Source organism: Bacillus sp. FJAT-27251, from assembly GCF_001273925.1.
Taxonomy (GTDB): Bacteria; Bacillota; Bacilli; order Bacillales; family Cytobacillaceae; genus Mesobacillus_B.
On record NZ_LIGG01000001.1, the window covers coordinates 892359 to 906953 of the forward strand.

Annotated in this window: 14 protein-coding genes; 1 reads left to right on the forward strand and 13 read right to left on the reverse strand. The window is 51.5% G+C overall.

The genetic code is table 11. From position 1 onward, the window contains the following. Window positions 1-108: 108 nt before the first annotated feature. Entirely contained in the window at window positions 109-1116 is a 1008-nt protein-coding gene (locus ADU22_RS04145; protein ID WP_053361046.1) for a nuclease-related domain-containing protein, read from the forward strand. Window positions 1117-1137: 21 nt separating this feature from the next. Here ADU22_RS04145 and spoIID read toward each other — a convergent pair whose 3' ends face one another. The 13 genes from spoIID to ADU22_RS04210 all read right to left on the reverse strand — a co-directional run. Next, window positions 1138-2169, reverse strand: coding sequence for a stage II sporulation protein D (spoIID, locus tag ADU22_RS04150; RefSeq protein ID WP_053361047.1), 1032 nt, complete (start codon window positions 2167-2169; stop codon window positions 1138-1140). A 284-nt stretch (window positions 2170-2453) separates the two neighbouring features. Then, the gene (murA, locus tag ADU22_RS04155) at window positions 2454-3761 is read right to left on the reverse strand and encodes a UDP-N-acetylglucosamine 1-carboxyvinyltransferase (RefSeq protein WP_053361048.1); all 1308 of its coding nucleotides are present in this window, start codon (window positions 3759-3761) and stop codon (window positions 2454-2456) included. 32 nt (window positions 3762-3793) lie between these two features. After that, window positions 3794-4537, reverse strand: coding sequence for a YwmB family TATA-box binding protein (locus ADU22_RS04160; RefSeq protein ID WP_053361049.1), 744 nt, complete (start codon window positions 4535-4537; stop codon window positions 3794-3796). A 243-nt stretch (window positions 4538-4780) separates the two neighbouring features. Further along, the gene (locus tag ADU22_RS04165; RefSeq protein ID WP_046523744.1) at window positions 4781-5017 is read right to left on the reverse strand and encodes a DUF1146 family protein; all 237 of its coding nucleotides are present in this window, start codon (window positions 5015-5017) and stop codon (window positions 4781-4783) included. Between the two features lie 299 nt (window positions 5018-5316). Beyond that, window positions 5317-6873 (reverse strand): NADH-quinone oxidoreductase subunit NuoN, encoded by a 1557-nt coding sequence (nuoN, locus tag ADU22_RS04170; RefSeq protein ID WP_053361050.1) that lies wholly within the window; start codon window positions 6871-6873, stop codon window positions 5317-5319. Window positions 6874-6880: 7 nt separating this feature from the next. Then, complete coding sequence (locus tag ADU22_RS04175; RefSeq protein WP_053361051.1) at window positions 6881-8386, reverse strand: complex I subunit 4 family protein; 1506 nt, start codon at window positions 8384-8386, stop codon at window positions 6881-6883. Then, window positions 8383-10254, reverse strand: a complete 1872-nt coding sequence (gene nuoL, locus ADU22_RS04180) for an NADH-quinone oxidoreductase subunit L (protein WP_053361052.1) — start codon at window positions 10252-10254, stop codon at window positions 8383-8385. Before nuoL ends, ADU22_RS04175 begins: the two co-directional genes overlap by 4 nt. Before the next feature lie 138 nt (window positions 10255-10392). Continuing rightward, window positions 10393-10707: an NADH-quinone oxidoreductase subunit NuoK gene (gene nuoK / locus ADU22_RS04185; RefSeq protein ID WP_053361053.1), complete on the reverse strand. Its 315-nt coding sequence runs from the start codon at window positions 10705-10707 to the stop codon at window positions 10393-10395. After that, complete coding sequence (locus tag ADU22_RS04190) at window positions 10704-11228, reverse strand: NADH-quinone oxidoreductase subunit J (protein WP_053361054.1); 525 nt, start codon at window positions 11226-11228, stop codon at window positions 10704-10706. The genes nuoK and ADU22_RS04190 overlap by 4 nt, the downstream gene beginning before the upstream one ends. Then, window positions 11225-11644: an NADH-quinone oxidoreductase subunit NuoI gene (gene nuoI, locus ADU22_RS04195; protein ID WP_046523750.1), complete on the reverse strand. Its 420-nt coding sequence runs from the start codon at window positions 11642-11644 to the stop codon at window positions 11225-11227. The genes ADU22_RS04190 and nuoI overlap by 4 nt, the downstream gene beginning before the upstream one ends. A gap of 57 nt (window positions 11645-11701) precedes the next feature. Further along, window positions 11702-12709: an NADH-quinone oxidoreductase subunit NuoH gene (nuoH, locus tag ADU22_RS04200; RefSeq protein WP_053361055.1), complete on the reverse strand. Its 1008-nt coding sequence runs from the start codon at window positions 12707-12709 to the stop codon at window positions 11702-11704. Continuing rightward, window positions 12709-13809, reverse strand: coding sequence for an NADH-quinone oxidoreductase subunit D (locus tag ADU22_RS04205; RefSeq protein WP_053361056.1), 1101 nt, complete (start codon window positions 13807-13809; stop codon window positions 12709-12711). Before ADU22_RS04205 ends, nuoH begins: the two co-directional genes overlap by 1 nt. A 3-nt stretch (window positions 13810-13812) precedes the next feature. Then, window positions 13813-14595, reverse strand: a 783-nt coding sequence (locus tag ADU22_RS04210) for an NADH-quinone oxidoreductase subunit C (RefSeq protein WP_231687844.1), incomplete at its 5' end; no start/stop codon positions are given.

Below are 14595 nucleotides of genomic sequence, written 5' to 3' on the forward strand. Positions count from 1 at the left end.
TCCCGTACATAAAAGAGTCACAAACTATACAAAAATATCCCTCAATCCAGCAGGTATTGCCTCCTTTTCAAGCGTATTCTCTTTTTAAAAAGAAAAGGAGGCATAAAATTGATTGTAAAACACCGTAACATACCCCTGAAAGTCCATTTTAACCAGGCATTGGCCAGAAGGCTCCCCATTCATCATCCAAAACTGCCACAAATAGAAAACGATTCTCGCATGAAAATGTCGGGGCATCATGGAGAAGTTCAAACCGATTTCCATTTGCAATTTCTTGATGACAAAGAGCATTTTATCTTTCGCGGCCTGCGCCTTCCCCACTCCGATCATCATTTCCAAATAGACACCCTGATCCTCTCCCGCAAATTCATCCCAATCATTGAGACGAAGAATATGGGCGGCAGCTTAAATATAGACTGGCATCAATTCAGCCGTTCAGAAGAGACGGGCGAAAAAGGATACAACAATCCCCTTCTCCAGGTTACAAGGCACAAAGAGCAGTTCCAGGACTGGCTTGCCTCCCACCGGTTTGAAAGACTGCCAATCTTTACCCAAGTGATACTGAGCAACCCTTCCGCCGTTATACGCACCAAGGACTCCCGCATCCATCAAGCAATTTGTAAAATTGACAGACTTAAAAGCCAGATTCTTAAGCAGATGAACTCTTGCAGCACAGAATTCTTGTCTGATAGGGATATCAGGAAGCTATGCAGGCTTCTCTTAAAAGAGGATTCCCCTTACTTTCCGTCTCTCCAAACCTCCTATGGAATTTGCCCCTCTGATTTAAAGGGAGGGGTAGGATGCCCTTCCTGCTGCCATTTCGGGATGATACGCCATAATAGGCTCTGGTTGTGCCCAAATTGCCTCTTTCAGTCCAGGGATGCCCATCAGGATGCTGTACTCGACTACTTTCTTCTAATTAAGCCTACTATGACGAACCGTGCATTCAGGGATTTTACCGGGATTTCTTCCATAAAAGTCGCCAGCAATCTGCTTGCAGGACTGAATCTCCCATCCACCGGATCCAAAAAAGGCTGCATCTATCATCGCCCTCCCCACATTGTTTCCCTGCTGGAAGAACGGTATTTACGTGCAATGCAAAAAACCAGGGATTAGCTCCCTGGTCCGATTCCACTGCTACTTCCTCGCCATCACCTTCGTCAGCGCATTCTCTGCCGAGGCAATTTCAATGCCCTGATAATAGTGCTGGACGATCTCCTTATAGCTCTTCCCTTCGGCTGCCATGCCGTTGGCGCCGTATTGGCTCATGCCAATGCCGTGGCCAAAGCCTTTTGTCTCGATGACAACCTGGCTGCCTTTGAGGGACCAGTTGAAATCACTGGATCTCAGGCTGAGCTTTTCACGGACAACCTTCCCGGTCAGGGTTTTGCCGCCAATCTCAATCTTGGCGACCCGGTTGCCGGCGGTCCGTTCGGTAATCTTGCCGATTTCCCCGTTCCCGTCAATCTTGACGCCAAGCTTCCTTTCAAACTCGCTGACCGGCATCGCCGTCTGGCTTGTGTATTTCGGTGTGCCAACGTCCCATGGGCTTTCGACGCTCCTCAGATAGGGAAACGCATTAGGCCAGTAATCCTCCGAGTTTTCGGTAAACCCATTGCTCGTCGAAAAGAATGTGGCATCGATTGGTGCACCTTCATACGTTAAAATCTGACCATCCGTCGCCTTGACGGCTTCAGTAACTTTTTCCATCTTCCAGCTATAAGCCGAACCCCACAGCTGTTTCAGTTCATCCCTGTTTTTAAAAACCTGATGGGCCACGGAATCGGTCACCTGGGCACCCTGGGGCAGCTTGCCCCCTCCGCCTCCCATGATTTGTTTGACATAGTACGTCCTTGCGGCAAGCGCCTGTGCCTTCAGTGCCTCCAGCTCGAACTCGGCCGGCATTTCAGCGGCCACGACGCCGATCAGGTATTCATCAAGCGGCAGCTTCTCCAGTGTCGATTGGGCGGTGCGGAACACGGCCACCTCCACCGTAGAATCAGCAGACGGGCTCTTGGCTGCGGGAGTGCTGGCAGGCTGCTGGATATCCTCAGCCAGCTTTCCGCTTGTTCTGCCTTCCATAAAAGGAAGGACAAGCATCGTGGGGATCAGGAGGATGACGGTGAAAAGAACGGCTGCTAGTACGAAGAGTGGGTTGATTTTTGACATAAAACGGCCTCCATAGAACAGGATTAACACGGGAACTCCCCGTCTCCATACATCCTATGGGCAAGGACAAGCATTTATGACAGCAATCTCACACCCAGAATCAAGCGTGCCTGACCCTCACTATACTAAAGCACTAAACGGTGCCTGACCCCCGACACGTTAAAGCACTAAAGAGTGCCTGACCCCCGACACGGTGAAGCGTTCCCTTGTTAAAATGTTAAAACCGCAGAACAATGCTTTACACTCGCATGATTCTCCGGTTTTAACAGGACGTTTCTATTTAATTAAGCGTTCATGTCTGTTACGAAGGTTTCTGTTACTTCTACTTCGTCCGCTTCGGTTACGCGCTCAATGTCAGCGCCAAGGGCGGCGAGCTTGTCATGGAAGCCTACGTAGCCGCGATCAAGATGCTTCAGTTCGGTTACGCGGGTCACGCCGTCGGCCACAAGGCCGGTCAGGATCAAAGCGGCAGCTGCACGAAGGTCGGTTGCAGCGACTTCTGCTCCCTGCAGGTCGGATGGACCATTGACAATGACAGAGCGGCCATCGATTTTGATTTGCGCATTCATGCGGCGGAATTCTTCCACGTGCATGAAGCGGTTTTCAAACACAGTCTCGGTGATCATGCCAGTTCCCTGGGCACGCAGCAGCAAGGCCATCATCTGTGACTGCATATCGGTCGGGAATCCCGGGTGCGGCATCGTTTTGATGTCAACAGCTTTCAGGATGTCCGGGCCGATGACGCGCAGACCGTCTTCTTCCTCTTCAATCATGACACCCATTTCTTCCATCTTCGCAATCAAGGAAGATAAATGCTCCGGAACGGCTCCCCTTACAAGGACATTTCCACCTGTAATCGCTGAAGCCACCATGAAGGTTCCTGCTTCAATCCGGTCTGGAATGATGTTGTGCTCGGCACCGAACAGCATTTCCACGCCTTCGATGCGGATGGTGCCTGTACCTGCACCGCGTACCTTGGCTCCCATTTTGTTCAGGAAGTTGGCAAGGTCGACAATCTCAGGTTCCTTGGCGACATTCTCCATGATTGTCGTGCCTTTCGCAAGGACAGCGGCCATCATGATGTTCTCCGTTGCGCCTACGCTCGGGAAGTCGAGATAGATTTTCGCGCCATGGAGGCCTTCCGGCGCTTCGGCTTCGATAAAGCCATTTCCGACTTTTACAGTCGCACCCATTGCTTCGAAGCCCTTCAGGTGCTGGTCAATCGGACGGGAACCAATTGCGCAGCCGCCAGGCAATGCCACACGGGCACGGCCATTCCTCGCCAGCAATGATCCCATAACTAGTACGGAAGCACGCATTTTACGTACATATTCAAATGGTGCCTCAATTTTCAACTCTCTGGATGCATCGACAACAATCGTATTATTTTCAAACTCCACATCTGCGTTTAAAGCACGGAGTACCTGGTTGATCGTATATACATCGGAGAGAGTCGGCACATCACGAATTACACTTTTTCCATCACTTGCTAATAATGTTGCAGCGATAACAGGCAGTACGGCATTTTTTGCTCCTTCTACTTTAACAGTGCCGCTTAGCCTTCTTCCGCCGCGGACGATGATTTTTTCCAAATGTATTCCCCTCCGCGTCCAATTTCTCTATATTAATATTCAATCGTAATGATGGGTGTGCCAACTACAACGGTAGTCTTACCGCCCATTCCGTCTGGTTTCCTGAGTCCAAGTTGCAAATTCATACCATGGTCCTTGCTTAATTTTCCGGAAAATAGCGGTGAATAAGCGGATGTCGAGATGAAGGTTTCCTCCTCAAGGGCCTCCACTTCTTCCGCGTTAAATGCCTCTAAAAGTCCGTTAATGTGATTAGGCAAAGACGAACCAATCATATCACTGATTTCACCTTTGATACAAGAAAAAGTTGTATGATTCCCTCGAAAAATGTCAAATAATCTGTTTTGCCATTCCTCATTTAAAAAAGACTCTGATCGTCTGTTCCATGAATGACCTCTGACCTCATACAATACATATGTACGTAAATGGCCGGATTCCCCTGATGCCGTGATCTTGATCTTTTCCGTATAGCCAGAAGAAACAGATGTTGCGGTAAGGCTGTGGTGTTGTCCTTCTGCTGTTTCTTCCCATGACCAGTTTGGGAATTTGGCTTGCAATTCAGCTGCCAGTTTTTCCTGGTCCGCCTGTTCTTTGACATCCTTCATTTCATTTCTTGCATATAAAGACCACTCATTGATTAAAATATGTTCGTCCTTTAAGACTGAGGCCATGGTCGCCAGCTCTTGGTCCACGTTTGCCACAGTCGTCCTATTCCCGGCTTGGAGCACTATAAAACCAATCATGCCAAAAATTGATAAAGTCCAAAGAATTCTATGCATATTCCTATCCCCTCTCCCTTAGTACCATTTTTACCAGGATGGGAAGGAGCATACTTGGGAATTCTCGTCACTTTTTGACAATTGGCCCACGGGATTTTGGACAACCTTCCCAGGCGTTTAGTCTAAAGGACAGATTGCGCACTTTCTCACAATGAAAAACACAATCCAATGAACATCATACTGAAAAAAAGCTCTTTTGAAAACATGTATTAATACCTAATTTAGGTAAAATCGAGGCGGTAATTACTGGAAAACCGCCGGCAGCTGCCTCGACCAGAGCAGATAATCCAAGAAAAAGCTGCTGACGGCCGAACCAAGGAAAATCGAAAGCATTATGTATAGCACTCTCGCTTGAAGCACACGGCCTGCACGCAGGAATTTATCGAAGTTCAATGCCTGCAGCGCCCACCATGCCAAAGCTATGAAAACCAAGTGCGAAACGATGCTAAGCAAAGCCTGAGGGCCAAAATTTGTCACCACGGCTCAGTCACCCCTTTCAGCTGGATCATTAGGTCTTGCAGCCCTGGGCTAATGCCAGTGGCAATCCCCTTACTTATAGACGGAGGAAAGTTCTAAAAGTTTCACTTACCCAAAACTATTTTTTATGCAAAAGGTTTAAACTTCTACATTTGGATAACTGGCCAGCTCCAGCGCGATACCCCGACCTTTTTTTATAAAAAAGAAACCGGCTCCCCCAAGCCGGCTTCCTTCCGTACAATTTATAAAACCCCTTTGTTTTGCGTAACAGGCCCAGGTCCCCCAACCTGGGCACGATCAAATCATTGCATGAAATCCATAAACTGATTGAAGTTTGTCTGCAGGAAGTCAAACGCAAGCTGCGGCAGAATGCCGAACAGGATGGTTGCCGCCGCGCAGATGATGATGACAGCGGTTATTCCGGCTGGCAGCCCCGGCTTCGCTGCCGGTACTTCCCCCTGGACTGCAGCTGCCGCTTCTGCCGTTGCCAGCCCGGCTGACGGCCGGAAGAACATCTGTGTCATGATGCCGAAGTAATACACATAAGACACAACCGTGGTCGCAATCATGATTGAGGCCAGCACATAATGTGATGGGTTGACCATGAGCGCGCCCAGGAATATGTTCAGCTTGCCAATAAAGCCGGCGGTTCCCGGAATGCCGGCAAGCGACAGAAGGAAAATGGCCATCGTTACCGCCAAAATCGGTGAGCGCTGGTACAGTCCGGCAAAGTGGCTGATATCTTCGGACCCTTCTTTTGCCGTGATCAGCTGAATGACCGCGAACGCTCCCATCCCCATGAACAGGTAGGCCAGCAGGTAGAACCAGATGCTGTCAAACATCACATACGACATCGCCGTAAAAGCGACCAGGATGTACCCGGCATGCGCGATGCTTGAGTAGGCAAACAATCGCTTGATGTTGCGCTGCCTTAGTGCCACCACGTTTCCGATGATCATGGTTGCGCCTGCAAGGAAGCCGATGTAATCCTGAAGCGCGAACAGCATCGGAAAGCCTTCATCGCCTGTTGGCACCGCCGCAAAGATCGACAGCATGATGCGGATGACGATAATGAAGCCGGCTGTCTTGGAAACCACGCTCAGGAAGGCGGTGACCGGAGTCGGCGAGCCTTCATACACATCCGGAGCCCACATATGGAACGGAGCGGCGGCAATCTTGAACGACAGCCCGACAAAAATCATGAAGAACGCCAGGCCGAGCAGGTACAGATGCTGAGGGTCAGTGACCGTCTGCAGCATTCCCGCCATCGCCTTCAGGTTGGTTGTACCAGTAATTCCGTACACATAGCTCATTCCGAACAGCAGGATCGCTGTTGAAATGCTTCCGTTGATCACATATTTCATCGCCGATTCATTCGTCTTTATATTGGTCTTGCGCAAGCCTGCAAGAATATACGAGGAAATCGAGAGCAGCTCAAGGCCGACGAACAAGGTGATCAAATCACCGCTTGACGACATGATCATCGCACCGAGCAAAGCGGTCATGAACAAGTAGAAGAACTCGCCGCGGTATTCGCTGCGCCCTTCCTTCGGCTCATAATCGATGGCCAGCAAAAATACCAGCGCCGACCCTGCCAGGAGCAAGATTTTGAAAGCTTTCGCGAACGAGTCGAGACGGAAGGTGTCATATAAAATTGAGCCTGGGTCCCTGCCGATCAGGCCGAACACGCTGACAAGCGCAAGCAGGATTCCCACCAGGCCAATCCAGCCAAGATGGTTGCGGTTGAACTTCTTCGGCAAAAACAAGTCAAGCAGTGTCAGGAGCGTGGCAACGATCAAAACGATGAATTCCGGTGTCATCAAACTCCATTCAAACGATAGCAATGTCTCTAAATCCATCTTTTCATCACCCTCCTAACCCTAGAACAATAGACTCTAACGGCTGGCTGAGCACGGCCGGATACACGCCGATCAGGACGATCAACCCGATAAGCACAAGGACTGGCGCCCATTCAAACGATCTCAGGTCGGAGATGCCCGCATACTGGCGGTCCGAACGGCCGTAGGTGATCGCCAGGACGGCCCTCAGCAGGTAAACAGCGGTCATGATGATCCCGATGCAGCCGACGGCAGCGAGGACCGGCATTTCCCTGAACAGCCCGAGGAACGCCATGAATTCGCTGACGAATCCGCTCATACCCGGAAGGCCGAGCGAGGCCATCGCCCCTGCAAGAAGGAATCCTGCCGTAAGCGGCATACCTTTCGCGAGGCCGCCAAGGTTGTTGATATTCGTTGAATGCACACGCTCGTACAGCACTGAGACTAGGAAGAACAGCAGCGCCGAAATCAGGCCGTGGGACACCACCTGGAAGATCGCACCCTGAATTCCCGCTTCGTTATTCGCTCCCAATCCGATTAGCACGATGCCCATATGGGAAATAGAAGAATAAGCAAGGACCATCTTAAAATCCGTCTGGATAAAGGCCAGGAACGCTCCGTAAAGAAGGTTCACCACACCCAGAACGGCAATCAGTACGGCAAGCTCCGCAAACTGTTCCGGAAAAATGCCCATCCCGAACCGGATCAAACCGTAGGCACCGATTTTCAGCAGCACGCCTGAGTGCAGCATGACAATCGATGGAGGTGCTTCCACGTGCACCCGCAGCATCCAGCTGTGGAGCGGAAAGATCGGCAGCTTGACGCCAAAGGCGATCAGCAGCGAAATCAAGAGCCCCATTTTAACAGAATCAGAGACTGGCGTCGGAAGCTGGGCCCCATCTGTATTAAGGAATACCTTCAAGGCTTCGATATTGGAAGTCCCTGTTTTCGCAAACAGTACCATGATGACGATCAGGAGGACCGCCGATCCCAGTCCGTTGTAGACAAGGAAGCTATAGGCCGCTTTTTCCTTGTTAAAATAGCCCCACTTTCCGATCAGGAAGAACATCGGAATCAGGGTAATTTCAAAGAACAGGAAGAACAGAATCAGGTTTTGGGCGGTAAAGACACCCAGCATCCCGATTTCAAGCAGCAAGAACAGCATGAAATATCCTTTCCACTCGCGCTTGATATGGAAAGAAGCCAGTGCGGCCAGGCTCGCGAGCACCGCGGTCAGAACAACCATCAGGAGCGAGAAACCGTCAAGGCCAAGCTCGTAATAGACGGTAAAAAGGTCCGGGTCGAGCTCCCCAAAGCTGCCGAACTGCATCCAGCGGACTTTCTCGCCATAATCGGCCAGGTCCTTCCCTCCCTGGTAGGCAAAGTAGGCCAGCAAGGCCAGTACCGTTGCCGGCAGAGTCGCCAGGAAGCCGACGAGCTTGATGCCCTTTTCACCGGTCTTCGGCATGAACGCAAGCAGCACAATGCCCAGCAGCGGGGAGAAGACTAAGAGGCTTAAATATACACTATTCATCCTAAGTACCCCCCTGTGAGCGCAAAGATGAGCAACAGAACAGCAAGTCCGAGGAATGCTGCCATTCCGTACGTCTGGATCTGTCCGTTTTGCAACCTCGAGCCTGTTTTTCCAAGCATAGAGACCACTCCCGCTACCAGCTTCATCAGGCCTTCAACAAGGAACAGCTCGATGAAACGCAGGAACAGTGAAACCGACCTCGTGGCGTAGACAACGGAAAGATTGTAAAACTCGTCGATAAAATACTTGTTGCGGACGATGCTGTACGTAATGGGCGCGCGGCTTGTAAACCAGTCGCGGGCAAGGCTTTTTTTATAATACATAAGATAGGCCAGGAAGATCCCTGCCAGGGAAACCAGCGTTGCCACAATCATGATCCAGGCCGGGCCTTCGATGTGGCCGTGGCCGAGGGCTTCATTGCCTTCCACCAGCCAGTCGCCAAGGAACGTACCGAACCACGGAGTGTTCACATACCCGGCAACCACCGCCAGGACGCCAAGGACGACCATCGGCATCGTCATCGCGGCTGGTGACTCTTGTACATTGCCGAGCGGGCTGCGTGCTTTCCCCGTAAAGACCATAAAAAACAGTCGGAACATATAAAAAGCAGTGAAGAATGCCGCAATCACGGCCAGGATGAACAAGAAATAGTTGCCATGCGCCCAGGCGGCGATCAGGATTTCATCTTTACTGAAGAAACCTGAAAACAAAGGCACACCCGAGATGGCCAGCGTTCCAATCAGGAAGAGCGGACCTGTGAGCGGGAGTTTCTTCCACAAGCCGCCCATCTCCTCGATATTCTGCTTATGATGGAGCGCATGGATCACGCTTCCTGCTGCCAAAAACAGCAAAGCCTTGAAAAATGCGTGCGTCATAAGGTGGAACACACCAGCCACATAGCCGGCAGAACCAAGCGCGAGCATCATGTAGCCAAGCTGGCTCACCGTCGAATAGGCAAGCACTCGCTTGATATCGGTCTGCGCAAGGCCGATGCTGGCGGCAAAAATCGCCGTGAATGCACCGATAATCGCGACGGTCATCATTGCCGTTTCACTCGCCGCGAACAGCGGGAATGTGGCCGCAACGAGGTAGACACCAGCGGCAACCATTGTCGCGGCATGGATCAGGGCCGACACAGGCGTCGGACCTTCCATCGCGTCCGGAAGCCAGGTATGCAGCGGGAACTGGCCGGATTTCCCGACCGCCCCGACAAAAATCAGGATCGCTGTCAGAGTAATCATTGTCCCAGAAATACTGCCTGCTTCCACGGCTGCAAAGATTTCATCATATTCGAAGCTGCCAACTTGCCAGAATAATAGGATCATCCCGATCAAAAGGCCGACATCGCCGATGCGTGTCATGATGAATGCTTTTTTCGCGGCAGCCCTGGCTTCGTTCTTGAAATAATAGAAGCCGATCAACAGGAAGGAACCAACGCCGACAAGCTCCCAGAAGATATAGGTTTGCAGCAGGTTCGGAGACAGGACGAGCCCAAGCATCGCAAACGTGAACAGCCCAAGATAGGCATAGAACACATGGAACCTGTCATCTCCATGCATATAGCCTTTTGAATAAGTATGTACAAGAAAGCTGACGAGTGACACGATCACCAGCATCAACGCGTTTAACTGATTTACCTCAAATCCCGCTGTTAACTCCAGTTCGCCTATTTTGAGCCAGACAGCTTCCGCTTTATAGGAGGCCGGCGCCGCCATACGCTCCACCAGTACGATCACTGAAAAGACCAAAGAGGCAAGGGTCAGCAAAATCCCTGCATACGCACTGCCTTCTTTCAGCTTCCGGCCGAACAGAAGGAGGAAGACAAACGATAAAAGCGGGAAAAGCGGAATGAGCCAAGCATTCTCCATGTATATCACAATCCCCTTTTTTGAACGCGCCCTCTTTCTTTTCGCGCGTCTAGATTGTGCCCTCTGTAAAGGGCTGTCCGCCGCGTTACCACATTAACGCGCCGGGGGTCAGGCACTCTTTAGTTGATTAAAGCAACATTAGTGTTTCATGGTGTTGATTTCGTCGATGTTGACGGTTTTGCGGTTGCGGTACAGCGCCAGCAATATGGCAATTCCGACTGCGACTTCCGCGGCGGCTACGGCGATGACAAACACGGCGAATACCTGGCCGGTGATGGCCGGGGTCATTCCGTATTTGCTGAAGGTAACCAGGTTGATATTCACCGCATTGAGCATCAATTCAACCGAAATGAGCACGATGATGGTATTCCGCTTTGTCAGCGCCCCGTAGAGGCCGATGCAAAACAGAATCAAAGCAAGCGCGAGGAAGGCGGTAATTGGAACTGAACTCATTGCTTTTCCGCCTCCTTTCCATCATCCTTGCGGGACAGGACAATCGCGCCGACTAGGGCGACAAGCAGAAGCACCGACATCAGCTCGAACGGAATCACAAAGTCCCTGTACAGGGCCATCCCGATCTGCTCCGTATTGCTGACATGAAGGGCAGCGGGCGTTGCGCCAAAGTCCAGGCCATAAATCCCGATATAAAAGACGGATCCAAACGAGAGGACGCCAATCAGCAGCAGCACGCGCTTCCAGGCCCCTCCTGCCGGCTGCTCCTCTTCGTCCTGGTGCCTGGTCAGCATGATGCCGAACAGCATGATGATCGTAATCGCACCAGAATAGACAAGAATCTGGACAACCGCCAGGAATTCAGCTGTAAGCAGGATGAAAATCCCTGCAATGCTGGCAAAGGTAAAAAACAGCCCGAGCACCATGTGGACGACCTTTGTCAGGTTCAATAACAGCATGCCGCCGACGACCGCCACGATGGCTAGTGACATAAATGCCAAAAATTCACCTGATAACGTCATGCCTTATTCTCCTTCCGAACGTTCTCGTCGTTTTCATCCAGCCATTCCAGGTTCTTAAACAATTCGTCACGGCTGTACTCGGCAAGCTCGAAATTATTGGTCATCACGATGGCCTCTGTCGGACATACCTCTGTGCACAGGTCGCAGAGGATGCAGATTTCAAAATTGATATCGTACGTATCGATGATTTTTCCCTTTTTCGTCGGATCAGGGTGCTTTTTGCCTGTCAACTGGATGCAGTCCGTCGGGCAGATATTGGCACACTGGTTGCAGACGATGCATTTTTCCGGATAAAATTTCTGGATGCCGCGGAACCTGTCCGGCAGCGGCAGCGGTTCATTCGGGTAATCGTAGGTAACCTTTTCTTTCGTCAGGTTTTTAAGGGTATAGGCTAAACCTTTTGTCCATCCCAGCACGTTTGTTCACCCCTTTTGAAAGAGTGCCAGCGCACGATGGCGCTGCACCTGTTAGTTTTAAAATAGCTCCAGCAGTTCTTTTATCAGTGCGGTCAGGAAGATGTTGGCCAGCGCGACTGGCAGCAGCACTTTCCAGGCGAATTCAATCAGCTTGTCGGCGCGGATCCGCGGGAACGTTGCGCGGAACCAGATCAGGATGTAAACGACAAGGCTGAATTTGAGCGCGAACCAGACAGCCCCCGGAATGAAGCCCAAAAACGGCAGCGGAAGCCACCCGCCAAGGAACAGCACGGTGATCAGGGACGCCATCGCGAACATATATACATACTCGGCAAGCATGAACATCGCCCAGCGGAAACCGGAGTACTCGGTATGGAAACCGGCGACCAGCTCGTTTTCCGCTTCGGCAAGGTCAAACGGCACGCGGTTTAGCTCGGCCACTGCGGCGATGAAGAAGACGACGAACGCCACCGGCTGCAGCAGGATGAACCAGACACCCTCCTGGGCGGCAACAATCTCGTTCAGGTTCAGGCTTCCGGTAAGCAGGACGATTCCGAGCACACTCATGACAAGCGGGATTTCATACGAGACCATCTGCGATGCTGCCCGCATTCCGCCAAGCAGCGAGAATTTATTGTTCGAAGCCCAGCCGCCAAGAAGGAACCCGACGACCGACATTCCTGATATGGCAACGTAATACAGCAGGCCAATGCCAAGGTCGGCGAATTGCAGATTGTCCGTCAGCGGAATCGTCGCCATGACCATGAACGATGGCGCAAACGCAATGACCGGTGCAATGATGAACAATGGCCGGTCCGCCGCCTTCGGGATGATGTCTTCTTTTAAAAGCAGCTTCAATACGTCTGAAACCGTCTGCAAAAGGCCCCAGCGGCCCCCGAGATGATTCGGGCCGTAACGTCCCTGCATGAACCCGAGCACTTTCCGTTCAGCCAGGATTCCGTACGTAACAAAGCCAAGTATCACAAGCAACAGGACGGTGGCCAGCAGGAAGAAAATCCCGAAATTGGCCAGTCCCGGACTGGAGTGGAGCAAATCCTGAACCATTAGCCGTCAACCTCCCCTAGGACGATGTCAACCGCTCCTAAAATAGCGATCAGATTGGAGATATTCTCTCCTTCTAGCAATTTGGGCAGGATTTGGAGGTTATAGAAGGACGGCCTCCTGAATTTCAGGCGGTATGGCTCTTTCTTCCCGTCTCCGGCAATATAGCAGCCAATTTCCCCTCTGGCCCCTTCAATCCTCACAAATGTTTCTCCTTTTGGCGCTTTGAGGATCTTTGGTACCTTGGCCATGATTTCCCCTTCCTGCGGGAACTGTTCCACGGCCTGTTCAATGATTTTCAGCGATTCTTCCACCTCGGCAAGGCGGCATTCATAGCGGGCAAACGCGTCTCCAGCCTCGCGGGTGACGACATCAAAGTCAAAACGGTCGTAGATGGAATACGGCTCATCCTTGCGCAGGTCCCACTTGACTCCGGTTGAGCGCAGGTTCGGACCGCTCAGGGAATAATTGATCGCGTCTTCCTTACTGTATTTACCGACGCCTTTTGTCCGGTTCAGGAAGATCTCATTTCCGGTCACAAGCTGGTGGTAGCCTTTCAGCTCTTCCCTCATATAAGGAACAAAGTCACGGACTTTTTCCAGCCAGCCTTCGGGTGCATCCCACTTCACGCCGCCGACTCGCATATAATTGTATGTCAGGCGCGCACCGGACAGCTCATTCAGCAGGTTGAGAATCATCTCGCGGTCACGGAACGCGTACAAAAGCGGGCTCGTCGCCCCGAAATCGAGAATAAAGGTTCCCCACCATAGCAGGTGGCTGGCAACCCTGTTCAATTCCATGGCCAATATCCGCAAATACTCTGCCTTTTCCKGCACCTGGATGTTCATCATCGTTTCAGCGGCGTGGCAGATGACGTAATTATTGGTCATGGCTGATATGTAATCCATCCGGTCGGTATACGGAATAATCTGCGTAAATTGCAGGTTTTCCGCGAGTTTTTCCGTCCCGCGGTGCAGATATCCGATGACCGGCTTGGCTTCGATGATGATTTCACCATCAATTTTTAAAACGAGACGGAATACGCCGTGTGTACTCGGGTGCTGCGGACCAACGTTCAAAAGCATTTCTTCAGTGCGTATCACCGGCTACACCTCCACATCATACGGTTCGTAGTCTTTTCTTAATGGGTGGCCGATCCAGTCCTCACCCAGCATGATGCGGCGGAGGTTTGGATGTCCAGTAAACTTGATGCCGAGCAGGTCATATGTTTCGCACTCCGGCCAATCGGCCCCTGCCCAAAGCGGCTGCACAGAATCAATCACCGGCGCATCGCGGTCCAGTTTGACCTTGAGGGCCACACTCTGGCGGTTTTTATAGGAATATAGATGCACATACACTTCCATATGGGTCTGGAAGTCGGTGCCATGCAGGTTGGACAGATAGTCGAAGCCCAGGCTCTCATTGTATTTCAGGTACTGAGCCACTTTTTTATACGACTCCTGCTTGGCTACCAGGGTAGGCACATCTTTTGAGAGTTTATTAATATATGAATCTTCCAGCACATCCTGGCCTAAGTGTTCAGTGATAATTTTCACATATTTATCCAGATACTTCTGGTTTGGCGACGGCTGTTCGGGTTCTGCCGGCGCGCTGGCTGCGGCTTTTCCGCCAGCCTTTGCCTTCGCTGCAGCGGCTGCTGCGGCCTTAGCTTTGGCAGCGGCGATTGCTTTCGCCTTGGCATCATCGCCACCGTCTCCGGCGCCTTCTGCGGCTTTTTTCTTGGCTGCGGCGGCTGCTTTCGCTTTCGCTACGGCCGCGGCTTTCTTTTTAGCTAGGTCATCATCTCCGGACTCGGATGCTTCCGCACTTTCMCCCGCCTGCTCCATTTCCTTGCGCTTTGCTGCGGCGGCGGCTTTGGCTTTTGCTAC